Genomic DNA, 26,374 nt, shown 5'->3' with positions numbered 1-26,374 from the left:
CGCTGCCACACTTCTAATCCTCGCATCTTGCTTGATGCGCTAGTCGATGAAAACGCCGACGCTTGCGGCGCGTCCGGCCGAGTCGATGACGGTCAGTTTGGAGTAGCCGCCGCCATCGGGCAGCCATTGCTGGATGCGCCGGCGGGAGAGATCGGGCAGCGGCTTGCCGTTGGCAAGCCAGCGGAACGGGGCGCGGCCGCCCTGAAGCTTCAGCATCAGCGGCGACAAATTGCCTTGCCCAGCGCCGAGATCGACATGCGCGCCCTCGGGCGGATAGATGATCTGCGGCGCGGCCTCGCGGCCGGAGGCGAGCAGGCCGCTGGCATTGAGGGCGAAACGCCGCTGACTGATCGGCAGCTCGGACTGGGCGATGCGCACGGCTCCCGCGGGCGGGCGGGGCAGTGGCGTCGTCGCGATGCCGGATTTGGCGAAACCTTCGAACAGGATGGGTGCTGCGGTACCATAGCCGGTCAATCCCGGCACGGCGCTGTTGTCGGGCCGTCCGACCCAGACGCCGAGCACATAACGCCCGTCATAGCCGACCGACCAGGCGTCGCGATAGCCGTAGCTCGTGCCGGTTTTATAGGCGATGCCGCGCTGCGGCGCACCGGCAGGCGGAATGACGCCGGACAAAATATCGGCGACGTTCCAGACCGCGACTGGTTCGAGCAGCGGTTCAACGTCGAGCTTGGCGGGTTCGCCGGTGACGCCATCGCCGAGCCTAACCGGCTGACCGCGATTGGCGAGCGCCGTATAGAGCTGCACCAGATCCTTCAGGGTTATGCCGACGCCGCCAAGACCGATCGCAAGCCCCGGCGTCTCGTTCGGCGGCAGCACTGGATGGACCTCGGCGCGGCGGAAGCGCACCATCAGCCGCGAAGGGCCGACGGCATCGAGCAGCTTGACGGCCGGCACGTTCAGCGAAAGCTGCAGCGCCTCGCGCACGGTGACGTCGCCCTGGTAGCTCATGTCGAAATTGCGCGGCCGATAGCCGAAGAAATTGGCGGGCCGGTCTTCGATCATCGTCTCCTGGGACACCAGCCCCTGCTCGAAAGCGAGCCCGTAGATGAAGGGCTTCAGGGTCGAGCCCGGCGAGCGGTTGACGCGCGTCATGTCGATCCAGCCGGAGCGGCTGGCATCGAAATAATCGGCCGAGCCGACCTCGCCGACGATCGCGCCGGTTTGCGCATCCGCCATCACCATGGCAAGGGAAAGCTTCGGCCCGAGCTTCATAGCTGCTGCCCTCGCAACCGCCTCCAGCCCCTGCTGCACCTGTTTCTTCAGCGTCGTCTGATGCTTGAGAACCGTCGGCTCGTTGCGAAGTGCGGCTTCGGCCACATGGGCGGCAAGTGCAGGCAATTGCATGCGCCGCGGTGGGACCGCGACACCTTGAGCCCGCTCTGCTTCGCCGTCGCCAATGGCTTCGGCGACCGCCACGCGGTCGAGCACACGCTTGCGTGCGGCCTCGGCTGCCTTGAGATTGCGGTCCGGCCGGCGCCGTTCAGGCAATTGCGGCAGGGCGACGAGCAGCGCCGCCTCGGCGACCGTCAGGCGCCGCGGTTCCTTGCCGAAATAGGCAAGGCTTGCGGCGCGCACGCCTTCCAGATTGCCGCCATAGGGCGCGTGCGTCAGATAAAGGTCGAGGATCTCTTTCTTCGACAGTCGCCGCTCGATCTGCACGGCGCGCATCAATTGCAGGAGCTTTGCCGAAAGCGAGCGTCCTTCGCGCGGCTCGATCAACCGCGCTACCTGCATCGATAGCGTCGAGGCGCCGGAAACGATGCGGCCATTGCTGACCAATTGCACGGCAGCGCGCCCGAGCGCCCAGGGGTCGACACCGCCGTGGTCATAGAAACGCTGGTCCTCATAGGCGATCAGCATGCGCAGGAATTGCGAATCGACCTCGGGGACCGTCGTTTTCAGCCGCCAGCGGCCTTCCGGCGTCGCGAAGGCACGCAGCAATTGCCCGTCGGCATCCAGCACTTCGGCGGACACGGCATTCGCCCTGTCCAGAGGCGGCGGAAAGGCTTTGTCGGCGGCATCGAGCGCAAAAAGAGCCGCGCCGGCAAGAATGATGCCGGCAGCCGACCCGATTGCAAACTTGTGCCGCCGCCTCATTGTTGCGCCGTCACGACCTCCATTTTGCCTGTTGCTGTGCGGGCCGAAAGCTCCGGCCGGTACATATCCTCGACGCTTGCGGCCGGATGGTCGTAGGTGCCGGGGGTGACTGCGCGCACGACATAGGCGACGTTGAATTCGCGGTTGTCGCCGGCTGCACGGTTGAAGGCAGCGACGAAGCGGTCGTAACGGAATTCGGTATGGGCAGCGGAGATCTCGCCGATCCAGTCGAAATTCGTCATCTGGGCGCTGTCGACGAGGTTGGGATTATCGATCTCGAAGCCGGCGGGCAGAAGGTCGGTAATGACGATGCGCGACGGCCAGTCATTGCTTTCGCGTACATGGATGACGACGACGTAGCGTTCGTTCTGCTTCGCCTCGCTGACATTCGCCTCTTCGCCGTCGAGCGTGTAGTAGGTCCGCTCGATGATGAAGCCGTCGCCGCCGGCCGGCAGAGGCACGGTCGGGGCGGCAACGGTGGTGACCACAGCTGAAACCGTGTCGTTCGTCTGGTTGGTCAGCGTCAGCGGATAGTCAGCCAGGGCATCGCCGGTCATGCGTGCCATATAGGCACCGGTGTGTGCGGCGCCGTTGACATCGACCTTGAGGCCATCGTCACCGCCCTGGATGGCGCGCGCGGCAAGCAGCATCCAGGTTTGCTCCTGCGTGCTCTTGTATTTGCTGCGCTGCCATTCCTTGCCGACCGCCTTGGCAAGTTCCGGGATGACGGGCGGCACCGGCCGGCTTTCGGCGGCAAGCGCCAGGATCGCCGCGCCGTCGCGCAGGATCGTGCCGTAGTCGGTGCGCGACAGGTTCACGCGCGACACCATCGACTGCTCCGACATCTGCAGCGCGTCGAGGAAAATGGTCTTCGAACGCTGCGCGTCGCCGTAGAGCGCCAATGCGGCGGCGATATGCGCCTTGGCGAGCGGCGTCGGGAAGTCGTTGATCATCGTATCGGCATAGTAGCGCAGATCGCTGATTGCGGCCTTCTTGTTGCGGGCAAGGACATAGATTGCATAGGCGATCTGGTCGCCCTGGCCCTTGATGTCGGTGGTGTAGGACAGCGTGTTCTGCAGGTTTTCTAGCGCCTGCGAGAAAGCCCTTTCCGGCACGTCATATTTCATTTCGCGGGCCCGCGTCAGGAAATCGGTGACGTAGGAATCGAGCCAGACATCGCCCGAATCCGGTCCCCAGAGGCCGAAGCTGCCGGCCGAGGCCTGATAGGAGAGCACGCGGTAGATCGCATCCTGCACGCGTTTTTTCACATCGTCGTCGTTTTCGATGCCCGCCTGCTTCGCCACTTCGGCAAGATAGAGCAGCGGCAGCGCCCGGCTGGTGGTCTGCTCAGCGCAGCCGAGGGGATAGCGGTCGAGCGTCATCAGCAGGGCCGGGATATCGAAGGCGGCCGAACGGGTGACGTTGACGCTGATCGAGGCGCCGGGCAGCACGCTGTCGGCGAGCAGGTTCTTGTCGACGGTGAGCTTTGCCCCCGGCTTCAGCGCCAGCACCCTGCGTTCGGTGACCGGCAAGGAAGCCGGGCGCACCGGCACGTCGACCCTCTGGTCGAGCGAAAGGCCGGAAGCGTCGGAGAGGTTGATCGAGACGCTGCCGGCGCCCGGCTGTTTGCCGATGAGCGAAAGCGTCAGCTCGGATTTCGCGCCGGCCTCGAGGCGGATCGTCTGCGAGGCAGATGCCTGCTCTATGCCGACCGCGTCATTGCCGGTCAGCTGCAGCTTGTAATCGCCGGCCGGTGCATCGGTGTTGGCGATGTCGAGGCGCAGATTGGCCTTGTCGCCGGGGGAGAGGAACTTCGGCAGGCTTGCGGTCACCACGACAGGATCGCGGATGATGACATCCTTGACGCCGTGGCCGACGCCTGATTTCGACCAGGCGACCGCCATGACGCGCGCCGTGCCGTTGAACTGCGGGATGTCGAAGGAGACATTGGCCCTGCCTTCGGCGTCGAGCTTCACCGGCCCGGAGAAGAATGCGACGAGCTTCTGCGTCGGCGGGCTTGCCTGCAGCGCGATGGCACCGCCATCACCGCCGGTCCGAAGCTTGCCGGTCGCACCCAGCGAGCCATCGATCAGGCGGCCATAGAGGTCGCGGATTTCAAGGCCGAGCTGGCGCTGGCCGAAATACCAGTCCTCCGGGTTCGGCGGTTCGTAGCGCGTCAGGTTGAGAATGCCGACATCGACGGCGGCAACCGTTACATAGGCATCCTCGTTAGCGCCGGCGCCCGCAACCCGCAGGCCAATGTTCAGTGGCCCGCGCGGCAACATTTTTTCGGGCGTGTCGAGCGTTACCTGCAGCGCGCGCTGTTCGGGATCAACTTTCAGCCATTTGATGCCGATCGAGCGCATCGGCATGTGGCTGTCCTGGGCGTCGCCGGGACGGAAGAGCGTGGCGGTCACATAGGCGCCCGCGCCCCAATCAGCCGTGACGGGGATATCGACCTCGCCGCCGGTCTCGCCGATCGTGGCGTTCTGCACGGCGACCAGCTTTTCGGTTCCTGATGTCACCATCAGCTCGCCGCCATGGCGTGAGGTGATTTTCAGCTTGGCGGTTTCGCCGATCTTGTAACTGTCCTTGTCGAGGGCGATTTCCAGCCCGTCGGGCGTTTCGGTCGAGGTCGAGCTCACGAACCAGCCTGCGTCGAATTCGACGCTGGAGGTCGGACCGTCCGCATCGGGGCTTTCCACTTCGAGGCGGTAGCGGCCCCAGCCCACCGGCACGGAGATCTTGCCGCCGTCCATCGTCGCATCGACGCTGCCGTTGGAGACCTGCTCGGCGGTATAGACCGGCTCGTATTTCCATGCCGTTCCCTCGCGATACCATTGGTACTCACGGTTGAGGCTGTAGAATTTCCAGCGCAGGCCCTTCGCCTCCTGCTTCTGCCCGTCGGCATTGACGCCGATCACTGTGAAATTGGCGATCGAGTTCTCCGGCAGGTCGTCGGAAAATTCCGGCTTGATGCCGATCGACGCGCGCTCGTTCTTCACCGGAATGGTCAAGGAGCGCTCGATGGCGCGGCCGCCCGCCTCCTGCATGCGCATGTAGACCGTGGCGTTGAGCAGTTGCGTCGTTGCCGGCAGTTCACTGATGGTGAGATCGGTCGAGGCTTCGCCATTCTCGTCGAGTTCCGGCAGGCCGTCGATCGGCTGACGCGAATCCTCGCTCGCCTCTTCGTCGGCAAGCCCGAAGAAGAAGCCTTTATAGGCCGCACTCTCGCGCGTCGGCTTGACGACGACGTCGCCTTCGAGCGTCAGGCCGGCGGCCGGGGCGCCGTAGAGATATCTGCCCGATACCGTGATCGTCGCCGGTGTGTCCGGACCGACTTCCTTGGCCTCGGTCTTAATCTCCATCTCGGTGCGATCGGGCACGAAATCGTCGACGAGGAAACTCTTGGTGGCAATCGCGCTGGCCTTGGGATCGGTATAGATGTTCATCGTCCAGGTGCCGCGCATGGCGTTTTCCTGGGTCGGGAAATCGACGGTATAGCCGCCGAGATTGCTGGTCTGGCTGACGATCCGCCGGTCCTCGACACCGTCGGGACGGCTGAAGATAAAGGTGAGCGGCAGGTTCTCGATGGCGTTGCCATCGGTGTCGCGGGCGAGCGCCTGCGCATGCACCGTCTCGCCGGCGCGGTAGATGCCGCGTTCGGTAAACGTCAGCACGTCGATCATGCCGGGTGCCGCCCGACCCGTCACGCCGCGGTCGGAAAGGTCGAAGCCGGCCCGCGTCATGTCGAGGAAGACGTAGTCCGAGGTCCCGTTCCTGGCGGCAATGACGGCGGGCGTCAGCGCCGCCGTGCCGCGGATCAGGCCGGCGGTGAAGGTGGCGCGGCCGTTTTCGTCGGTTGTCGCGGTGCCGAGCACCTCATTGTTCTTGGCAAGCAGCTGCAGCTCGACGCCTGATATCGGCTTGGCAGAGGCGAGCGAGCGGGTAAAGACGTTGAGCCCGTCCGTGCCGGCATAGGTGGTGACGCCGATATCGGAGACCAGGAACCATTGCGTCGCTTGTGAATCCCATTCCTGCGCGGGGCCGTTCGCCGCCGTTGCAGTCATCACGTAGATGCCGGGCTTGCGCTCGGGCAGCGCCTCGTCGATCGGAAAACTGGTGACGATGTCCTTGTTGAGCTCCTTGGCGATGTCGATCGAGCCCTGCCAGACGAGTTCGCCGCTCTGATCCTGGATGTTCTGGGCGCTGTAGCCGTCGAGCTGAGACAGGAATTGCGAATTGGTCAGCAGCGGTGCGATGGCGCGATCGCCGATGCGGTAGAGTTTGAGGTTGGCCGAGGTCATGTTGACCGAAACGATCGGGATGCCGCGGCGCGCCGTCGAGGGCAGTACGAAGCTGTCGCCGGTGAAACGCACCATCTGGCTGCGGTCCTTGACGTAGACGTCGATGCTGACAGGTGCTTCCAGCACCTCGTCGACGGCCGACGGCAAGCCGGTACGGAAGCCGATCTTGTAGGTCTGGCCATGCGTCAGCCCCTCGAGGCAGATCTGCTTGTCCTTGGTTTCCAGCGCCTTCGGCGCTTCGCCGTTCAGCGTCACGAAGGGCGTGTAGTCGGTGGTCTTGACCAGCGCTTCGGAGAAGGTGACGCAGGCACGCGGCGTGGCGCTGTCGGCATCGACCGTGTGTTCGGTGACGCGGAAGCCCTGCGTCGATTTCAGCTGCAGGTAGGCCGCCTGCACATCCTTGGCACCGACAAGCGCCAGGCTCGCCTTGTAGGCGTCGAGCGCCGGGCGGTAGTTGGCGTTTCGCTCCAGCGCAGTGGCGAGCACGGCGAGCGCCTCGGCACGCTTGGCGGTGGTGCGTGTCAGCTCGTAACCGTTCAGCGCGTCGACCACGGCCTGTCCGGTCGTGCTGCTCTCGGCGCTGCCGAGCGAGGCTGCGGCGCGGGCGGTTTCGAGCCAGAGATCGGCGTCGTCGGGCGTGATCGACAGCGCACCATGGAAGGACTTCAGCGCGTCGGCCAGGTTGTTGGCGGTGAGGTCGAGGCGGGCATTGGCCGTCAGGCTATCGACGCCCTGGCCCTGCTGGTCGTCGGCGAGGGTGAGATTGTCCTTGAAGTCGTGGGCCTGCTGGATGAGATCGTTGCTCAGGAAGGTCAGGCGCGGCGCAGCACCTATATCCTGCTCCTGCTGGCCGGCCGTTTCGACGATCTTGCCGGCGATGGCGCCGGGGAAGGCGTTCATCGTCTTGAAATCGGATTTGAGGAAGCACCATTTCACCTTGGGATTGTAGGTGAAGGCCTTGCAGCTCTTGTCGCCGATGCAGGATGTCTTGCACTGATCGAGCGAGACGTTCTGTTCGGTGCGAAGATCGAAGCCGAAGAAATCGGCGTCCTTGATCGTCTGGATGTCGCGCCTCGTATCCGCAGCGGCTGCGGGAAAACTGACGGCGATCATGGAAAATGCGATTGTCGCGAAAGCAAAGAACGAGCGCACGGACATAGGTTCCCCCCGGAATGCTGGCTCTGACCGGCGGGCACTGTCCTCACTCCTCGCGAGATTGTCAATTCAAAGTCGAGCGCTGTTTCATCTTCACACAGGCGCTTTCGTCCGGCTGTCACATCGACGTGAGTGACCGCCTTGTGATTTGCGACTTTTGCAAGGATGAGCAAGGATTTGGGCGATCACAGGAGGTAACGCGATGTCCATGCCGTTCCACCGCAGGAGCCTTGCCGCGCTCTTTGCCGCCGTAGTTTTCTCGCTCGGTGCGAGTGGCGCAGGCGCGGCCGAGGAGGCCGTCGTCATCCCGCCACCAGCCGTCGACGAGACGGCCGGCCCGGGCACTGAGACTGCCATTTTCGCCGGCGGCTGTTTCTGGGGCGTCCAGGGCGTCTTCCAGCACGTGAAGGGTGTCGAGAGCGCCGTCTCCGGTTATGCAGGCGGCGACGCCAAAATGGCGCAGTACGAAGCCGTCAGCACCGGCTCGACGGGCCATGCCGAAGCCGTCCAGGTGAAGTTCGATCCGAAACAGGTCACCTACGGCAAGTTGCTGCAGATCTTCTTCTCTGTGGCCCACAACCCGACGCAGCTGAATTTTCAAGGTCCCGACCGGGGAACGCAGTACCGGTCGGCGCTGTTCGTTGCCGATGCCAAGCAGCGCAAGCTCGCCGAGAGCTATATCAGCCAGCTCGACAAGGCGCAGGTCTTCCCGCAGCCGATCGTCACTAAAGTGTCTGAAGCCACGGGCTTCTATCCGGCCGAAGCCTATCACCAGGATTTCCTGACGCTCAATCCGACCTATCCCTATATCGTCTACAACGACCTGCCGAAAATCGAGAACCTGAAGTCGCTGTTTCCCGCCGACTACCGCGACAAACCGGTGCTGGTGATGAAGGTCAAGGGCTGATCGATCGCTGTCGGTCCCGGGATCATCGGCTTTGAACGCAGGGATTCAATGCGGTCGTCGCAACAGATGCGCCATGGACTTCGAATTTCGCCAGTCTATTTCATAACGCCCTTCCGGTGTTTTCTCGTCGCCTTCCCGCTGCTTGGGACCCTCATCGGCAGCTCGCCCAAGAGAAATCCGGTATGTCGAGATGGGGGTATCCCCTTTGAGAAGGACCATGCGACGTTCGGCTTTATAAACGCGAATGAGGTCGGCCTGTAGCTCCAAAGGTACATCCGGAGGGGGCGAGCCTGAGCCGACCCTGGCCATTAATTTCGTATAGGCGAACAAGCTGATGATGACGACGGCCAAAACGATAAATGGTTTTCTCAATATGATTTCTCGTCCTCAGGTAACGGAAGGGTTATACCGTCTTATCGCGCCCTCAGCCGTGAGATCTATCCTCGATATTGAGCACGATCCGGCGTCGTCTTTTTCTCCGCTCTCCATATTATTAAGAATTTGTCAACGTTAACAATATCTTAAATGCAGCAAATCGCGTTCCACTGCGGAACATATCCTCGAGTTGCCCGTTACCGCCATGTGTTTCGCCTGTGGACAGGCTGGCGGAGCGGATCCCTCTAGAGAAGTACAGGCGTAACCAAGGGGACGTATCATGGCCACCAATGTCGTGCGGCGCTGGCAACGAGATGATCTCATGAAACAGAGAGTATTGATCGTCGAAGATGAATTCCTGATCGCCCTGGATCTCGAGGCGACGGTGGAAGGCATGGGCATGCAGGTCGCGGGCCTTGCGAATGATCGCGAACAGGCGTTGCGGCTGGCGCCGCTTGCCGATATCGCTTTCGTCGACGTCAATCTTGCCGACGGCCCGACAGGGCCCGAGATCGGCCGACAGCTGGCGCAAGAGCATGGCATTGCCGTCGTCTTCATGACAGGCAATCCCGAAGTGGTGGCTGACGGCGTCAAGGGCGCGGTCGGCGTGGTCCAGAAGCCGGTCATGCCTTCGGTTGTCGAACAGCTGGTTAAATATCTTGCCGCGCGCCGTGTCGGCATGTTTGCGGTCGTACCATCACAAATGACGGTCTTCGCCTGATCGGACGGGCCTGACGTAAAGGCCTCATCAGCCGGATATGGCTGCGAGCTGCGGCGGATGGTCGGCCTCTTCCGCTTCCGGCCTGCCATAGGCCTTGAGAAAGGTATGGACGGCGTTGCGCGCCGACTTTTCCAGCTCTTCATCGGTGGGTGTGCCTCCGAGAAGGATCATCATCTGCAGATCGGCATTGCCGAGTGCCACGAACTGCCTGGCGGCGACGTCGAAGTCGTCGATGGTGAGCGCGCCCTTATGGGCAAGCCGTCCGAAAAGTGCGGACAATGCGGTGGTCAGCTTGCCCGGCCCCTGCTGGCGCCAGCTTTCGAAGAGGTGTGGGTATCGCTCGCCTTCGGTCTGCACCAGCTTGCGCAGGAATTTTCCGTCGTGGTTGCAGATGCAATTCTTGTTGAGGCGCACGGCAAACGCCGTCAGCTCGTCCTCCAGATTGTCGGCACGATCGGGGAAGGTCGACAGCACGGAGAAGAGCATGGCGTTGGCGCGATTCATGACGTCTTCGATGACAGCGACGAATAGCGTTTCCTTCTCGCGATAGTGATTGTAGATCGTCTGGCGGGATACGCAGGCCACGGCGGCGATCTCGTCGATGCTGGCGCCGGCAAAGCCCTGGCGGCAGAATACGTCGGCCGCGGCATCGAGGATCGACATGCGCTTTGCGCATTGTCCGCGCTGCGTATGCCCGGTTATCCGGGCTCCCGATGACATGCGATCTTTCATGAGGTCGAAGATAAGACGTCTTGACGTTTTAGACAATGGCGTCTAGTTTTACAGCTGTGTCCAAATTTGTTGACACTCCTGGTTCCGCCGCTGAGATATGAGCTCCCAACTTCGTCTTCGCGCGAACGATCATCATTGAACCCGCGCATCGGCGCGAAAATCGGAACCGATTTTCGGAAAGCACCGATGCGTCGAATTAAACTGTTGGAGCGTCCTTTGTGCGTCCGAGAGGACGCAACGGCTCCAAGAGCATGCCGCGGAGCGACGATCCGGTATTTCCGCCGCGCTTTTATGAAAGATCACCATTATGACGGCTCCCTTCTTTCGCATTGCCCTCATTCTCGGCCTTCTGTCGGCCATCGGGCCCTTTGCCATCGACATGTATCTGCCTGCGCTGCCGTCCATTGGTCAGGATCTGCATGCCGATAACAACGTCACCCAGCTCACCCTTCTCGCCTTCTTCATCTCATTTGCGCTCGCCCAGTTGGTCTATGGTCCGCTGTCGGATATGTGGGGCCGCAAGCTGCCGCTCTATCTGGGCATCGGCCTTTTTTCCGTCGCCTCGATCGGCTGCGCCCTGGCGACCGATATCGAAACGCTGATTGCCTTCCGTTTCGTTCAGGGTATCGGCGGTGCCGCCGGCATGGTCATTCCGCGCGCCATCGTCCGCGACATGCATACCGGCGTGCAGGCCGCCCGCCTGATGTCGCTCTTGATGCTGGTCTTTTCGATCTCGCCGATCCTGGCGCCGCTGACGGGCAGCGCCGTCATCGAATTCTACGGCTGGCGCGGTGTCTTCTGGGCCGTGACCATCGCCGCCTTCATCGGCCTCGTCCTGCTCGCCACCCAGCTTGACGAAACCCGTTCGGCGACCGAACGCAGCGGCAGCGGTCTGAAGAGCGCCATGGCGGCCTATCGCCTGCTGCTTGCCGACCGCAACTTCCTGACGCTGACGTTCATCGGCGGCCTCGGCATTTCCAGCTTCCTCGTCTATCTCGCCAACTCGCCCTTCGTGCTGATCCAGCATTACGGGCTGACGCCGACGCAATACAGTTTCGCCTTCTCGATCAATGCCGTGTCCTTCTTCGCGGTATCGCAGGCGACGGGTTGGCTTGGCGCGCGTTTCGGCCTCGTGCGCGTCATGCGGATTGCGGTCAGCGCTTTTGCCCTTGCCATGGTCGTCATGGCGGTGGTGATGGCCGCCGGCTTCAACCAGCTGCCTGTCCTGGCGACTTTCCTGTTCATCGGCTACGGCTTCCTCGGCCTCGTCATCCCGACGAGCGCGGTGCTCGCGCTCGAGGATCACGGCGAGATTGCCGGCACCGCCTCGTCGCTGATGGGCACGCTGCATTTCGTGATCGCCGCCGTCGCCATGGTCATATCGAGCGTCTTCTTCGACGGCACGGCCGTTCCGATGGCCGCCGGCATCGCACTTTGCGCCTTCTTGGCCTTCGTGCTGACCCAGGCAACGATCGGCCGCCGCGCCGCCGTCGCCGCCGCTGAATGATTAAAGACCGTACCCGGCTTCGGGTACGGTCACATCATCAGGGTTGCGGCTGCGAGAAAATGCCGCGCCCGATTGAATATCGGCTGGCCGCGCTATCTACCCGATCCCAAGCATGGTCATACCGGAGAATACTTATGGTCGACGAGAAGCGGCTGATCTCGAAAATCACCTGGAAGCTGATGCCGTTTCTCGGCATTCTTTATCTCATCGCCTATATCGATCGGCAGAACGTCAGTTTCGCCAAGCTGCAGATGGTCGATGCCCTTGGAATGAGCGAATATGCCTATGGTCTCGGCGCATCGCTCTTCTTCATCGGCTATTTTCTCTTCGAGGTGCCGAGCAATCTCTTCCTCGACAGGCTCGGCGCCCGTGTCTGGTTCGCCCGCATCCTGGTCTCCTGGGGCATCGTCACCATCGCGCTCGCCTTCACGCAGAACGCGACGATGTTCTATATCCTGCGCTTTCTGCTCGGTGTCTGCGAAGCCGGCTTCTTTCCCGGCGTGCTCTATCTGCTGACGCTGTGGTTTCCGTCGACCTATCGCGGCAGGATGGTCGGGCTGTTCATGATCTTCAGCGCCATCGCTAATGCCGTCGGTGCGCCGCTCGGCGGTGTGCTGCTCGATCTCGACGGTCTCTACGGCTTTGCCGGCTGGGAGTGGGTCTTCCTGGCGACGGGCGTTCCGGCTGTGATCGCCGGCATCGTCACCTTCTTCTATCTCCCCGGCCGGCCTGAAAATGCAAGCTTCCTGAGCGGCGAGGAGAAGCAGTGGCTGGAACGGAGGCTCACTACCGAAAATGCCGGCATGGGCGAGCATGCCGGAAACGGCTTCAAGGCGCTCATCGACCCGCGTGTCCTGCTGATGGCGCTTTGCTATATCGCCTTTCCGCTTTCGGCCTATGGCCTCAGCTATTGGCTGCCGACCATCGTAAAGGCCTTCGGCGTCAGCAACACCGTGAACGGTTTCCTCAACATCATTCCCTGGGTGCTGGTCGCGATCGCGCTCTATGTCGTTCCCGCCATGGCCGACAAGGCGCAATCGAAGACGCCCTATATCGTCATTCCGGCTTTCATCGGCGCCGCCTGCCTGCTGCTCTCGGCGCTGATCCCGAACCACACTTTGCAATTCGCCTTCCTCTGCGTCGCCGCTGCTGGGATCTTCGCGCCCCAGCCGGTGTTCTGGAGCCTGCCCTCCCGTTTCCTCAAGGGCGCGGGGGCTGCGGCGGGCCTTGCCGCCATCAATTCGGTCGGAAATCTCGGCGGCTTCGTCGCCCAGAACGTCGTGCCCTGGATCAAGGAAGCGAGCGGCAGCACGATCGCGCCGATGTTCTTCCTGGCCGCCTGCTTGGCGGCCGGAGCAATGTTGGTCTTCGTCGTCACGCGTCAGCTGTCGCACAGGGAGCATTCGGCGGCTCCGAGCCGGGTCTGATGCAGACCCCTGAAACTATCTACGCGGCGGGCTTCAGGCCGTCAGCGTGAAGGCGTCGCTTTCGCCGGGAACGAGTTCCAGCGGCCAGATCCTGTTGCGGGCGCCCTGCGGATAATGATCGGCATAGGCCGGCATGGTGGCAAGCAGGGTTTCGCCGAGCTGCGCGCCGAGATCGCGCAGCGACATGCGGAAGGAGGTCAGCGTCGGCTGCAGGAAATGCGTGCGCGGCTCCTCGCGAAAACCGACAACGGCGAGGTCGCGGCCCGGCACGATGCCGGCCTCGGCAAGCCGGCGGTAAAGCCCGATCGCCATCAGTTCGTGGATCAGAATGATTGCGGTCGGCCGCTCTTCGATCATCAGCAATTCGTGGCCGGCCTGATAACCGCCCTGTTCACTCGACTTGACCCGGATGACGAGGGCCGGGTCGAAGGCAATACCGTGCCGTTGCAGCGCCTGGCGGTAGGCGTCGAGGAAGATGTAGCCGAGATTGATGTCGGAGGAGGGGGCGGCCACCGCGATCCGTCGGTGGCCTTTGGCAACCAGTCGGTCGACGCCACGCGCCGCCACGCCTTCGAAATCAAGATCCATCCAGGTGTAGCTGCCGCCCGACGCGCTGCGGCCGAGCGCCACGAAGGGGATGCGGGCTTTTTCCAGAAGCTCGATGCGCCTATCGGTGCGTCGTGTCGCCGAGATGATCAGCGCGTCGACAAGCCGGCGCGCCACCATGCGCTTCAGATATTCATGCGGGTCCTCGTCATCGGGGCAGGGCAGCATGACGAGATCGAGCTTGTGGCGGGAAAAGACGCTCTGCAGCCCGTCGGTGACGCCAAGAAAGAAGTCGTCGCTGTTTTCGACCGTCTCGCGGCTCACTTCGAGCATCAGCCCGATGACGTTGGTCATGCCCTGGCGAAGGCTGCGGCCCGATTGATTGGCGACGTAACCGAGCTCTTCGGCGGCGGCGAGCACTCGCCGGCGCGTTTCGTCGTTGACGTCGGGCTTGCCGTTCAAAGCACGGGACACCGTTCCGATCGAAATGTCGAGATGTTCGGCGAGCTGGCGGATTCCCTTCATCTGCGTCGATCTTCCTCCCAGTTCGCGCGTCAACTCTTCTTGCCACAGGATGGAGCCTGCGAAAAGCGGTGGGGAGGGTCAGGGTCTGAAGCTCTGGCGGATGACAAGCTCCGGAATGACGCGTTCGTAACCTGGAGGTAAGCCCGGATTTTCAAGCCGCCGCTCCATCAGTTCGACGGCGCGCTGCGCCATGGTCAACGGATCCTGGCGGAAGGTGGTCAGCCGATAGCTCAGCCAGGAGGATTCCGGCACGTCGTCGAAGCCGATGACGGCGACATCCTCCGGGATGCGCAGCCGCGCTTCCAGGCGCACGACATCCATCAGTCCGAAGGCGATCTGGTCGTTGGCGCAGAAAATGGCGTCCGGCTTTATTGTCTGCGAAAAGAGCGCGCGTGCGGCAGTGACGCCGCCGTCATAGTCGGAATCGCCGCCGCGTCCGACGACGACGGATACACCGAGCGACTCGGCTGTCGACAGGAAGGCGCTTTCGCGCTCGATGATGGAAGGCGTTCCGGTGTTGGAGCCGATGACCGCCAGCCGCCGTCTGCCGCTTTCGTAAAAGGCCGTCGCCGCCTTGCGGGAGGCCTCGGAGTTGCCGGCGCGCACATGGTCGGCATCGGGTTCCGAACGGCCGATCACCACGAGCGGCTGGCCATTTCGCTGCGCGAGTTCGAAGAAACTCGCCGGCGGCGAGCCGGACAGGATGATGATCGCCTCGGCACGGTGCCCGATCAGCATCTTCTGGGCGGCGAGCAGCTCGTCTTCCGTCTGGCCGGTGTTGATGAGGATAGGGATGCTGCCGCGTTTGATCAGGCATTTGGCAAGCGCTGCGGCCAGATGCGCGCGAAAACCTACTTCCGGCCGAGTCGCGACGATGCCGACCAGGCGGCTCTGATTGGCAAGCACGCCGCGCGCCAGGTCGTTGACATGGTAGCCCAGTTCTTGAGCCACCCGCAGCACCTTTTCGCGCGTTGCAGGCGCCACGCTGGTGCCCGGCGTGAAGGTACGCGATACGGCTGAGCGCGAAACGCCCGCCAATTGCGCCACCTGCTCGGCGCTGACGAAGCGCATGCGTTCTTTCTTTGGCGTCTTGTCGCCGTTCACTGGACCATCATTCATCGGCTTTCAGCTATTGGTCATCTCTAACAGCCGCATGACACGCGGCCGAGGCAGCCAGAAATTTCTGCTGTGGGAGTGACCGCAGGCTACTGCATTGGCCGAGCAAAGAAAAACCGAGGCTTGCGAATGCAGCCTCGGTGATGGCGAAATCAGCGGCGACGACGAATGATCAGATCCACGCCGCCATAAGAAGGCCAGGTCTGCCCGCTACTCGCAAACCCGCACGGTTTCGATATGATAGCCGCCGTCATAGCGGTTACGGACATCGCGGTCCTCATACCAGCATCTCGGCGCGGGTTCGACATAACGCGGCCCATCGACGTAGCGAGGGCCGCTATTGGCGATCGCGCCACCGATCAGACCGCCGACGACGCCGGCGGCAACGCCGCCAGCGATAGCCCGGCCAGTATCGTCGTGGTGATGGCGGTCACGCGCGGCAGCGGGCTGAACGGCCGATCCAACAAGGGCCGTTGCGATCACCAGGCTGCTAATAACTCTCTTCATAACTTTCTCCTCAGTGGCACTCGTCCCCGATAGGAAATAAATGCGGCAGCAAGGCGTTTGTTCGTTCAAACTTTGCGACAGGTATTAATGCATGTCGCTTGAGATCACGTCGCCGACTCCGCTGCCGTCGTGTCTTCCAGCACATCTTCGGGAATGTCGTCGAAGGAGGAGTAGTTCAGATTGTAGAGCTTGGAATAGAGCTTGCCGTTCTTCATCAGCTGGCGGTGGTCGCCGTTTTCGATGATTTCGCCGTTCTGCAGCACGATGATGCGGTCCGCCTCACGGATCGTCGCGAGGCGATGGGCGATGACAAGGCCGGTGCGGTTTTCGAGTAGCTTCACCAGCGCCTTCTGGATCAGCATCTCGGTATAGCTGTCGATATTGGCCGTCGCCTCGTCGAGCACGAGGATCTTCGCATCCGCCACCAATGCGCGGGCAAAGCTCAAAAGCTGCCTCTGGCCAAGCGAAAGGTTGCCGCCGCGCTCGCCGAGAACGCTGTCGTAACCATCGGGCAGGCGCATCACGAAGTCATGCGCGCCGACGGCCTTTGCCGCCTCGATCACCTGTTCGCGCGTCGCCTCCAGCTTGTGGTAGCGGATGTTTTCGAAGACGGTGCCGGTAAAGAGGAAGGGTTCCTGCAGCACCATGGCGATCTGCGCTCCGAGCGAATCCTGCGTCAGGTCGCGCACATCGTCGCCGCCCACCAGCACCTGGCCCTGCTGCACGTCGTAGAAGCGATGGATCAGCGACATGCAGCTCGATTTGCCGGATCCCGTCGGCCCGACCAGCGCTACAGTCTCGCCGGGATTGACCTTGAAGCTGACGTGCTTCAGCACCGGATGTTTCGGATTGTAGCCGAAGACGACATCCTTGAATTCCACCGATCCGTCCATGTCGCGCGACAAGGCCTTGGCACCAGGCGCGTCCTTGATTTCGACAGGCACGTCGAGCACTTCGGTCAGCCGCTGGCCCGACGCCATGGCCCGCTGCATCACCGAATATTGCAGCGTCAGCGAACGGATCGGGTCGAAGAAGCGCTGGATGTAGAACAGGAAGGCGACGAGCACGCCGACATCGAGCGCCTGATTAAGAACGCGGGCACCGCCGACGACGATGACGAGCGCCATCGCCACGCCGGTCAGGCTGTCGACGATCGGCACCATCACCTGCGCATAGCGCGCCGCCGTCAGATGCGTCTGTAAGTTGGCATGCGCCTTGTCGTCGTAAAGCGTGAAGTTGACGCCCTGCCTGTCCATGCTCTGGACGGCACGCACGCCGTGGATCGCTTCGGCGAGGGCGCCGGCCGCAATCGAATTGGTCTCGTGCGCGGCCATGAAGGATTTGCGCGCCAGCGGCAGCCAGAACAGCCGGACGATGAACAGCACCGGCAGCACCGAGAGCGTCAGCAGCCCCAATTTGAAATCGAGATAGAGCATGACGAAGACGATGCCGAAGAGCAGCACGATGTCGCCGACCGACAGCACCGAGGTTTCGAGGAATTCCTGCATCGAGTTGACGTCGCCCTGCAGGCGCGACATCAACCGGCCGACTTCGGTCTTGTCCATGAAGGAGAGCGAGACGCGCTGGAGATGCGAAAACATCGCCTTGCGGATATCAAAGAGCACGTCTTCCGCGACGCCGCCGACCAGCATCTCCTGCGCATAGCTTGCCGCATAATTGATCGATATGGCGATGGTGAATGCGACGATCGACCAAATCAGGGCCGAATGGTTGCCGCCCGGCGACATGCCGTGGTCGATGGCATAGCGAATGATCAGCGGGATGGTGAGCTGCATCATCGTGAAGGTCAGAACGGCGACGACCGACCACAGAACCTGGCGGCGATAAGGGTGAACGAAAACCCAGATGCGCTTGACAATATTGCCGTCAAAAGCCTTGCCGAACATCTCCTCCTCGACGCGATGCGAGCCGACCACCGCCCGCGGCGGGCGGCGTCCATCCTCGCGAACGTCGGGACGCTCGGTTTCCAGTTCCTCGGCCATGCCATTCCTCCCGCGGCCATCACGTAAGGTGGCCTGCATACTTATTGCTTGTTCGCCCTTCTCCCCGGTGAGCAGAAGAAGGGGATTCCGTTGCTAGGCGCTCAAGACCTCGTCGCCCGGCCGCACCTGCAGGTCGTATAGCGCCTTGTAGCGCCCGCCGAGCGAAAGCAGCTCCTCATGCGTTCCGCGCTCGACGATCCGACCGTCTTCGACGAACAGGATCTGGTCGGCATGCATCAGCGAACTCAGGCGGTGTGCGACAATGATGGTCACGCGGTCGGCGGCGTAGCGACGCATGGCGCCGCGGATGCGCTGCTCGGTGGCGGCGTCGATTGCCGCCGTCGAATCGTCGAACACCATCACCGCCGGTTTCAGCATCAGCGCGCGGGCGATCGAGAGACGCTGCCGCTGGCCACCGGACAGCGACACGCCGCGTTCGCCGACCACGGTGCCGTAACCGGTGGGCAGGCCGAGCACGTAATTGTGCAGCTGGGCGCTTTCGCTGGCGCGTTCGATCCGGCTTTCCTTTGCCCAGGGGTCGCCATAGGCGATATTGTTCTCGATCGTCGTCGTGAACAGGAAGGAATCCTGCTGCACGACGGCAACCGCCCGGCGCAGCGATTGCAGCGTCGCCTTGCGAATATCTTGGCCGTCGATGGTGATCTTGCCGCCGCTGACGTCGTAGAAGCGCGGAATGAGGTGGGCGATCGTCGACTTGCCGCTGCCGGGAGGCCCGACGATGCCGATCGTATGGCCGCGCCTGGCTTCGAAGGAAACATCCTCGAGCACGGTGCGCTTTTCCGAACCCGGATAGGCGAAGCTGACATTTTCAAAGCGCAGCACCCCGTCCGTCACCGCCAATTCCTTGGCATCCGGCGCATCCTTGATCGCGATGTCGAGGTCGAGCAGGGCAAAGAGGCGCGAGCCGCAGGTCGATGCCCGGGCAAAGGCGTTGACCATCAGGCCGAGCTGGCGCACCGGCATCTGCAGGATGGTCATGAAGGTCAGGAACGAGGCCAGCGTGCCGACGGTGATTTCGCCCGACATCACCTTGCCGCCGCCGACCCAGAGCACCAGGCCCATCGCCGCGAAGAAGGAGAAAGTCATGGCGCTGGTGTTGGTAACGCGGATGCCGACGCGCTGATGCGCGAGCGCGAGTGCGCTCTTCGATGCCGCCTCGAATTTCGAAATCTCGTGTTCGTGGGCGGCAAAGGCGCGCACGACGCGGATGCCGCCGAGATTTTCCTCCATGATGCGGGTCAGCACCGAAAGCCGCTCCTGCAGGTCGAGCCAGGTGGCGCGCAGCCTGAGCTGCGTCACCGAGGAGCGCCAGCCGACGAAGGGCACGAAGGAGAGTGCCAGGAGACCGAGCACGATATCCGTAGACAGCAGCATATAGGCGCCGATGCCGATCAAGATCGACAGCAGGATCATCCGGACGAGCGCGGTGGAAAAATACATGCGCACGCCTTCGAGATCGAGCAGGCCGACGGTAATCAGGTCACCGGAATGCACGGTGTCATGAAAGCTGAAGGAGAGCCGCTGGATCTTTTCGTAGCAGGCCAGCCGCAATTCATAGCCGATGTGATGGCCGACGGCTTCACTGTAATAGTTCTGCACCATGGTAAAGAGGCCGCGCAGCACGCTGGCGCCAAGCAGCAGCAGCGCCGTGGTGAAAAGCGCGTCCTGTGCCGCCTGGCCGGCCGCCCCGCCGCTCATCGCCATCTGCGTGTGGTCGACGGCCTGGCCGAGAAGGCGCGGGATCATCAGCTGGAAGGTGGAGGCCACAAGCGTGGCGCCGATCGCAAAGCCGGATTGCCAGGGGTGGCGGAAGGCCATCATGGTGATGCGCACCAAGGTGAAGAGGCCTCGGCCCCAGCCTGCCGCAGTTGCAAGCGCCATCGAAGCCGAAGGCTTCGTCGCGCGTATTAACGCATCGCTGCTCACGGTATTTTTTCCAATAGATGTGTGGTCGGACGGTGGCCCGAAAAGACGGCAAATCCATGAAGGGATTGATAGCACCTTCACTTTTGCCGATTCCAATTGGGGGTTCAAGTAAAGAATTCACCAGTTGGTTATTTTTACGTGAGGTCACCTCGTGTCCGGTTGGGAACAATCTGGGCGCGAACAGGTTGCAGCAGGCGGATACCACCGCCGACCGGTTCCGGAGAGACCCATGCCGCTGAAAGCCCTTGCCCTCAACGCCACTCTGAAAACCAGTGACGCCGAGGACGCGTCATCGACTGACCGGATGATCGGACTGATCGCCGAGGCGATGTCCGCACACGGCGTCGTGACCGAGGTGCTCCGGCTGGCCGATTTCAACGTCAAGCCCGGCGTCACCTCCGACGAAGGCGCCGGCGATGACTGGCCCGATATTCGCGCCAAGGTGCTGGACGCCGATATCCTTCTGATGGCGACGCCGATCTGGCTCGGTCAGCCATCCAGCGTCTGCAAGCGAGCGCTGGAGCGCATGGACGCCTTCCTCGAGGAGACGGACGAAGAGGGCCGCATGGTTTCCTATGGCAGGGTTGCGGCCATTGCCGTCGTCGGCAATGAGGACGGCGCCCATCATGTGTCGGCCGAGCTCTTCCAGGCACTGAACGACGTCGGCTTCACCATTCCGGCCAATGCGGTCGCCTACTGGGTCGGCGAGGCAATGGGTTCCACCAATTTCGTCGATCTCGACAAGGTGCCGAAGGTCGTGACGAAAGCCATCGACATGCTGGCGCGCAACACGGTGCATCTGGCCGGCCTGCTGAAGGCACAACAATATCCGGGCGAGGGCAATTGAGGGCGCTGCCGACCTGACATTTTAGAGATCAATTCGCAGTTCGGGATGCAAAACCCGGCCACACTTCCACCGAACACTTCTAAATTGTATTACATTTCAATAACTTGAAAAGATGTGGCAACAAACCTCTTGCCACCTGCGCCATTTACCGCTTTCATACACTACCAGTTTGATAGACTATGGACGAGCGTAATTGCACTCCTAGTTCTCTTGCGGGGCCGCTGGTCTGGACCCGGATGCCGCGGCAAGTGTAGTGAATGGCCGCATGAACCTCATCAACGCGTGAACCGCTTTTTTATGCGTTGAAACCTCGATCGACACACGGTGCGGATGAAGCCGCAAAGGAGTTGCGATGACGGTTCAGGGACTTTTTTCCGCGAGAGCCAGTGCGGCAGCGCAGATATCAGCCGTGCCGCGTATTGCGATCGTCGGGCGCGGCTTTTCCGGCATGATGACGGCCATCGCGCTGATGAAGACGGTGCGCGCGCCTTTCCACCTGCAGCTGTTTGATCCAAATTCGTCGGTCAGCGGCGGGCAGGCGCTGGCCTCGGCTCGCTCCTCGACTATCCTCAACACCCGTGTGCGCGATCTCTCGGTCTCGGTCGGCGACAACGACGATTTCAACGACTGGCTCTGCAGCAACGCCGCCTTCCGCGCCGCCGTGCCGGCCGCCATTCCCGGATTTCGGCAGATCTTCGTGCCGAAGGAGATCTTCAGCGATTATGTCTACCAGCGCTTTTCGGAAGCACTCGCCGCTCGCAGGGACATCACGGTCCAGGTCTGCAACGATCCGGTCGTGGCGATCCGCAGGAGCCACGGCAACCGCTTCCTGCTCGAAAGCGCCAATCCCGCCAATCCGCTGTTCGATACCGTGATCCTCGCCACCGGCTTCGGCCTGACTGCGCCGGATGCCGGCGGCGAGGACGCTTCGCCGATCAGGGCCCAGCGGCTCGTCGCGCGGCCGCATGCGGTGCTGCTCGGCAGCGGCATCCGCGTCGTCGACCAGCTGCTACAGCTGCGCGATTCCGGCTATGCCGGCCAGGTGACGATCATTTCAAGGCGCGGCTTCCTGCCCCAGAGTCATACGCCGAATTCCGCCGATCCGGTGTTTCCGGCCGAGACGCTGCCGCAGAGCCTGCCGGAGATCGTGCGCTTTATCCGTGAAGCCTGCCGCGAGGCGGAGGAAGCGGGGCGAAGCTGGCAATCGGTAATGAACGGCCTCAGAAAACATGCCCGCTCGCTTTGGCGCTCGCTGCCGGCCCGCGACAAACATCAGTTCAACCGCCACCTCAGGGCGATCTACGACAGTCACCGCAACCGTTTGCCGGAGGCCATGCACCTACGCCTGAAACGCGAGCTTGCCGAAGGCCGCACGGTGCTGCGTCGCGGCCGGGCCGGCCGCCGGGGCCTGAGTGGCCTGTTCTTCACGCCGGCCGGTTCCACAGTTGAGGAGGTCATCCATGCCGAGCGCATCATCGATTGCCGCTGCCAGGCGCCGGATCTTTCAGCGCCATTGATGCAGAGCCTGCTTTCCGCCGGCCTCGCCATGCCGGACGAGCTCTCGCTCGGCCTGGCGGTCAATGCGCGCGGCGAGCCCTTCCTCGACGACGGTTCGACGGTCGCCGGGCTCTTTGCCGTCGGCCCGCTCGGCCTCGGCAGCCTGCCCGATATCGATCTCGTGCCGGAGATCGTCTCACAGGCCTATGCCGCTGCCGAGCGGATCAGTGAGCGGTTCTATCCGCAGGTCAAGGCCGTCTGAATTTTGGGGCCTCTCCGGAACCATCTGGCTGTCGCTGCGTTATAAAGCGCTGGTGACTCAGAGGGGCCGATGGAAGTGCTGGATCGACATGTTACGTCTCTTGACGAAGGGGGACGCTTTCGCCTTCTGGTCGATGCCATCACCGACTACGCTATCTATATGCTAAGCCCCGAAGGCATCGTTACCAGCTGGAATACCGGCGCACAGCGCTTCAAAGGTTACAAGCCTTCCGAAATTCTCGGTGAGCATTTTTCCCGTTTCTATCTGGAAGAGGACCGCGCTGAGGGGGTACCGGAGCGCGCGCTTGCCACGGCAGCGGAGGAAGGCCGGTTCGAGGGGGAAGGCTGGCGCCGGCGCAAGGATGGCAGCCGCTTCTGGGCGCATGTCGTCATCGATTCGATCCGCCGTCCGTCCGGCGAGCTCATCGGTTATGCCAAGATCACCCGCGACCTGACCGAACGCAGGGCGGCCGAAAAGGCGATCCGCCAGAGCGAGGAACAGTTCCGCCGGCTGGTCCAGGGCGTCTCGGACTATGCGATCTACATGCTCGATCCCGACGGCAATGTCAGCAGCTGGAATTTCGGCGCAGAGCGTATCAAGGGCTATCGGCCGCAGGAAATCATCGGCAGGCATTTCTCGACCTTCTATACCCCCGAGGACCGCGAAGCCGGCGTGCCGCAGACTGCGCTCGACATCGCGCGCGCCGAGGGCCGGTTCGAGAGGGAAGGCTGGCGGGTCCGCAAGGACGGCAGCCGTTTTTGGGCCAGCGTCGTCATCGACGTCATCCGCGATGAGGAAGGCGATGTGCTCGGTTTCGCGAAGATCACCCGCGATATCACCGAGAAGATGGAGACACAGCGGGCACTGGAGCAGGCGCGCGAAGAGCTCTTCCAGTCGCAGAAGATGGAGGCAATCGGTCAATTGACCGGCGGTATCGCCCATGATTTCAACAATCTGCTGATGGCTGTGCTCGGCAGTCTCGAAATTCTGAAGAAACGCATGCCGCAGGATCTCTCGCTGACATCGCTGGTCGACAATGCCATGCAGGGCGCCCAGCGTGGCGCCGCCTTGACGCAGCGCATGCTGGCCTTTTCCCGCCGGCAGGAACTGCATATGGAGCCGATCGACGTCTCCGGCCTTGTCCGCGGCATGATGGATATGCTGAGCCGTTCGCTCGGCCCTCTCACCGTGATCGAGACCTCTTTCCCCATCAGGCTGCCGACGATCCTGACCGATCCGAACCAGCTCGAGATGGCGATCCTGAACCTCGTCGTCAACGCCCGCGACGCCATGCCGTCCGGCGGCCGGATCATGCTTCGCGCATCCGAAGAGTCGCTGCCATCAGGCAAGGGTCCGCTGTCGCCCGGGCGCTATGTCCGCATCGCGGTGATCGACGAAGGCGAGGGCATGGATGCCAAGACGCTGGAGCAGGCAGTCACGCCGTTCTTCACGACCAAGGGTGTCGGCAAGGGCACCGGTCTCGGCCTTTCCATGGTGCAGGGCCTTGCGTCCCAGTCCGGCGGCCGCCTGATGATGAAGAGCAGCCTCGGCGAAGGCACGACGGCCGAATTGTGGTTCCCGGTCGCGATGATGGAACAGGTAACCGGCGCGACCCCCGACCGGCCGCAGCAGGAGGACAATGCGGCGCGCCGGCTGCGCATCGTCGCCGTCGACGACGATGGTCTGGTCCTGATGAATACCACACTGATGTTGGAGGATCTCGGCCATACCGTGTTCGAGGCGATGGCGGGTCCAGAGGCGCTCGACATCCTGCGCAACCAGCAGGTCGACCTGGTAATCTGCGACCATGCCATGCCGCGCATGACGGGCGCGCAGCTCGCGGAAGCGATCCGCAGCGAATGGCCTGAGATGCCGATCATCCTCGCAACCGGTTACGCCGAGATCCCCGAAGGCGCCGGCATCGCCAATCTGCCCCGTCTCGGCAAGCCGTTCTCGCAGGCGCAACTCGCCGAGGCGATCAGCCGGGTCGCTTCATAAGGGCATCACTGCTGCATTATGCAGCGGCCCTCTCGCCGCGGAGAACGAACACCAGCAATGCCAGCACCATCGCCGCCAGCCCGTACCAGGTGATTGCGTAGAGGAGATGGTTGTTGGGGAAAGCGATGACGGTCAGGCCGCCGACAGGCAGGCCTCCGGGATTGGCGGTGGCATCGGCATCAATGAAATAGGGCGCGGCCGCACTGACGCCGCGCTTTTGCGTGATTGCTGCGACATCGCGCGAATACCAGCGGTCGGCCGCGACGTCATTGGATTGCAGCATCGATCCCTTCGGCTCCGTCATCCGCATCAGCCCGGTGATCGCGACCGGCCCTGACGGTCGCTCCTCGCGGCGCGAGGCCGGATCGCGCCTGTCGGTCGGTACGAAGCCGCGATTGACGAGGATCGATGTGCCGTCGGCAAGCGTCAGCGGCGTCATCACCCAATAGCCCGGACCGAGTGCGGTCGAGGCATAGACCAGCGTTTCCTTGTCGTTTGCCAGCATCCCCACTGCGGTTACCCGCCGATATTCGTCATCGGTGGCATTGACCTTGTTCCACTCGGCGCGTGTCGGGGCCGGCACGGGTGGCGCATGCACACGCTGATCGACGCGGGCGATGAGGTCGCGTTTCCAGGCCAGGCGCTCGACCTGCCAGGTGCCGAGTGCGGAAAGTGCTGCGGCAAGCAGCACCAGGCAGAGGGCGAAGATCGCGCGTTTTACCTGATAGCGCCGTCTCTCCGACGTTCCCGAGGGAGCCTCACTCATGCCCTGCCCATGTCTGAATTGCTCGGGGCTGAACCGCTGGTGGTCTGAACCGCTGCGGGCGGCGCTGGCGCCGCCCCTTCGTGACCGTCACGGCATGTTCTTCATCATCTCGGGGCTCATCGGCATCATGTTGGTGTTGAGATGATGCATGACCCAGAGGGAACCGGAGAGCGCGATGGCGACGATGATGAGGGTGAAGATCAGCGCCATGATCGTCCAGCCGCCCTCGCTCCTGGTATTCATGTGCAGGAAGAACACCATATGGACGACGATCTGGATCGCCCCGAGGCCCATCACCAGCACCGCCGTCAACGCCGGGCTGTCGAATACGCCGGCCATGACAAGCCAGAAGGGAATGGCGGTCAGGACGACGGAAAGCACGAAGCCCGTCATGTAGCTGCGGAACGTGCCATGGCCGGCCTGATGGCCGTGGCTGTGGCCGTGATGAGCCTCGTGGGCATCCTCATGGGCAGGTGCTTGCGAACTCATCCGAGAACTCCCAGCAGATAGACGAAGGAAAAGACGCCGATCCAGACGACGTCGAGGAAGTGCCAGAACATCGAAAGGCACATAAGGCGGCGGCGGTTGGCCTCGATCAGCCCGTGCATCGACACCTGCACCATCAGCGTGATCAGCCAGATGATGCCGAAGGTGACGTGCAGTCCGTGGGTGCCGACGAGCGTAAAGAAGGAGGAGAGGAAGGCGCTGCGCGTCGGCCCGGCGCCTTCGTGGATCAGGTGGATGAACTCGTAGAGTTCGAGCCCGATGAAGGCTGCACCGAACAAGCCGGTCACACCAAGCCAGAACAGCGTTTCCGCCTTTGCGTTCCGCTCCATCTGCAGCATCGCGAAGCCGTAGGTGATCGAGGAGAAGAGCAGCATCGAGGTGTTGAGGGCAACGATCGGCAGATCGAACAGATCGGCGGGCGAGGGGCCGGCTGCATAATTGCGGCCGAGCACGCCGTGCGTTGCAAACAGCACCGCGAAGATCAGGCAGTCGCTCATCAGGTAGAGCCAGAAGCCGAGGTTGGTGCTGTTTTCCGGATGATGATCTTCCGTCAGGTAGAATTCAGGCTTTTCGGCCGTGTCGATAGTCTGATCGCTCATGGTCA

The 26,374-nt window shown here is 62.5% G+C and carries 18 protein-coding genes and 1 pseudogene; 7 read left to right on the top strand and 12 right to left on the bottom strand.

Annotated elements, in window-relative coordinates; all coding sequences use genetic code 11:
- Positions 1–39 precede the first annotated feature (39 nt).
- Both pbpC and BS630_RS27895 read right to left on the bottom strand, forming a co-directional pair.
- A complete protein-coding gene (gene pbpC, locus BS630_RS27900; RefSeq protein WP_077979973.1) occupies positions 40–2,118 on the bottom strand; it encodes a penicillin-binding protein 1C in 2,079 nt (692 codons plus the stop codon).
- Positions 2,115–7,583, bottom strand: coding sequence for an alpha-2-macroglobulin family protein (locus BS630_RS27895; RefSeq protein ID WP_077979972.1), 5,469 nt, complete (start codon positions 7,581–7,583; stop codon positions 2,115–2,117). The genes pbpC and BS630_RS27895 overlap by 4 nt, the downstream gene beginning before the upstream one ends.
- Positions 7,584–7,782: 199 nt before the next feature.
- On the opposite strand from BS630_RS27895, the gene msrA reads away from it, so the two are divergent.
- Complete coding sequence (gene msrA / locus BS630_RS27890; RefSeq protein ID WP_077979971.1) at positions 7,783–8,487, top strand: peptide-methionine (S)-S-oxide reductase MsrA; 705 nt, start codon at positions 7,783–7,785, stop codon at positions 8,485–8,487.
- A 63-nt stretch (positions 8,488–8,550) separates the two neighbouring features.
- Here msrA and BS630_RS27885 read toward each other — a convergent pair.
- Positions 8,551–8,859: pseudogene (locus BS630_RS27885) on the bottom strand (L,D-transpeptidase family protein); the annotation flags it as partial.
- A gap of 283 nt (positions 8,860–9,142) precedes the next feature.
- On the opposite strand from BS630_RS27885, the gene BS630_RS27880 reads away from it, so the two are divergent.
- A complete protein-coding gene (locus BS630_RS27880; RefSeq protein WP_025397685.1) occupies positions 9,143–9,583 on the top strand; it encodes a response regulator in 441 nt (146 codons plus the stop codon).
- Positions 9,584–9,610: 27 nt separating this feature from the next.
- Here BS630_RS27880 and BS630_RS27875 read toward each other — a convergent pair whose 3' ends face one another.
- Positions 9,611–10,351, bottom strand: coding sequence for a TetR/AcrR family transcriptional regulator (locus BS630_RS27875; RefSeq protein WP_077979970.1), 741 nt, complete (start codon positions 10,349–10,351; stop codon positions 9,611–9,613).
- A 271-nt stretch (positions 10,352–10,622) separates the two neighbouring features.
- Between BS630_RS27875 and BS630_RS27870 the strand changes: the two genes are divergently transcribed.
- Positions 10,623–11,822: a multidrug effflux MFS transporter gene (locus BS630_RS27870; RefSeq protein ID WP_077979969.1), complete on the top strand. Its 1,200-nt coding sequence runs from the start codon at positions 10,623–10,625 to the stop codon at positions 11,820–11,822.
- A gap of 134 nt (positions 11,823–11,956) precedes the next feature.
- A complete protein-coding gene (locus BS630_RS27865; RefSeq protein ID WP_077979968.1) occupies positions 11,957–13,249 on the top strand; it encodes an MFS transporter in 1,293 nt (430 codons plus the stop codon).
- A 33-nt stretch (positions 13,250–13,282) separates the two neighbouring features.
- On the opposite strand, the gene BS630_RS27860 is transcribed toward BS630_RS27865, so the two are convergent.
- From BS630_RS27860 to BS630_RS27840, 5 genes are all read right to left on the bottom strand, one after another.
- On the bottom strand, positions 13,283–14,320 hold the full coding sequence (locus BS630_RS27860; protein ID WP_077979967.1) for a LacI family DNA-binding transcriptional regulator: 1,038 nt from the start codon (positions 14,318–14,320) through the stop codon (positions 13,283–13,285).
- Positions 14,321–14,398: 78 nt separating this feature from the next.
- Entirely contained in the window at positions 14,399–15,439 is a 1,041-nt protein-coding gene (locus tag BS630_RS27855; protein WP_077979966.1) for a LacI family DNA-binding transcriptional regulator, read from the bottom strand.
- A gap of 207 nt (positions 15,440–15,646) precedes the next feature.
- Positions 15,647–15,943 (bottom strand): hypothetical protein, encoded by a 297-nt coding sequence (locus BS630_RS27850; protein ID WP_077979965.1) that lies wholly within the window; start codon positions 15,941–15,943, stop codon positions 15,647–15,649.
- A 104-nt stretch (positions 15,944–16,047) separates the two neighbouring features.
- Positions 16,048–17,946, bottom strand: coding sequence for an ABC transporter ATP-binding protein (locus tag BS630_RS27845; RefSeq protein ID WP_077979964.1), 1,899 nt, complete (start codon positions 17,944–17,946; stop codon positions 16,048–16,050).
- A gap of 93 nt (positions 17,947–18,039) precedes the next feature.
- The gene (locus tag BS630_RS27840; RefSeq protein ID WP_183594603.1) at positions 18,040–20,001 is read right to left on the bottom strand and encodes an ABC transporter ATP-binding protein; all 1,962 of its coding nucleotides are present in this window, start codon (positions 19,999–20,001) and stop codon (positions 18,040–18,042) included.
- A gap of 121 nt (positions 20,002–20,122) precedes the next feature.
- Here BS630_RS27840 and BS630_RS27835 point away from each other — a divergent pair, with 121 nt between their 5' ends.
- From BS630_RS27835 to BS630_RS27825, 3 genes are all read left to right on the top strand, one after another.
- Positions 20,123–20,740, top strand: coding sequence for a flavodoxin family protein (locus BS630_RS27835; RefSeq protein WP_077979962.1), 618 nt, complete (start codon positions 20,123–20,125; stop codon positions 20,738–20,740).
- 352 nt (positions 20,741–21,092) lie between these two features.
- The gene (locus BS630_RS27830) at positions 21,093–22,499 is read left to right on the top strand and encodes an FAD/NAD(P)-binding protein (protein ID WP_077979961.1); all 1,407 of its coding nucleotides are present in this window, start codon (positions 21,093–21,095) and stop codon (positions 22,497–22,499) included.
- A gap of 69 nt (positions 22,500–22,568) precedes the next feature.
- On the top strand, positions 22,569–24,497 hold the full coding sequence (locus BS630_RS27825; protein WP_077979960.1) for a hybrid sensor histidine kinase/response regulator: 1,929 nt from the start codon (positions 22,569–22,571) through the stop codon (positions 24,495–24,497).
- A 16-nt stretch (positions 24,498–24,513) separates the two neighbouring features.
- On the opposite strand, the gene BS630_RS27820 is transcribed toward BS630_RS27825, so the two are convergent.
- The 3 genes from BS630_RS27820 to cyoC all read right to left on the bottom strand — a co-directional run bounded on the left by BS630_RS27820 (position 24,514) and on the right by cyoC (position 26,369).
- Positions 24,514–25,263: an SURF1 family protein gene (locus tag BS630_RS27820; protein WP_077979959.1), complete on the bottom strand. Its 750-nt coding sequence runs from the start codon at positions 25,261–25,263 to the stop codon at positions 24,514–24,516.
- An 87-nt stretch (positions 25,264–25,350) separates the two neighbouring features.
- The gene (gene cyoD / locus BS630_RS27815; RefSeq protein ID WP_077979958.1) at positions 25,351–25,752 is read right to left on the bottom strand and encodes a cytochrome o ubiquinol oxidase subunit IV; all 402 of its coding nucleotides are present in this window, start codon (positions 25,750–25,752) and stop codon (positions 25,351–25,353) included.
- On the bottom strand, positions 25,749–26,369 hold the full coding sequence (gene cyoC, locus BS630_RS27810; protein WP_025397699.1) for a cytochrome o ubiquinol oxidase subunit III: 621 nt from the start codon (positions 26,367–26,369) through the stop codon (positions 25,749–25,751). Before cyoC ends, cyoD begins: the two co-directional genes overlap by 4 nt.
- Positions 26,370–26,374: the final 5 nt, after the last annotated feature.

Origin of the sequence: Rhizobium laguerreae, from assembly GCF_002008165.1 — a bacterium.
Taxonomy (GTDB): Bacteria; Pseudomonadota; Alphaproteobacteria; order Rhizobiales; family Rhizobiaceae; genus Rhizobium; species Rhizobium laguerreae.
Note: the sequence above shows the minus strand (reverse complement) of the source record. Positions and strands in the feature narration are given on the sequence as shown.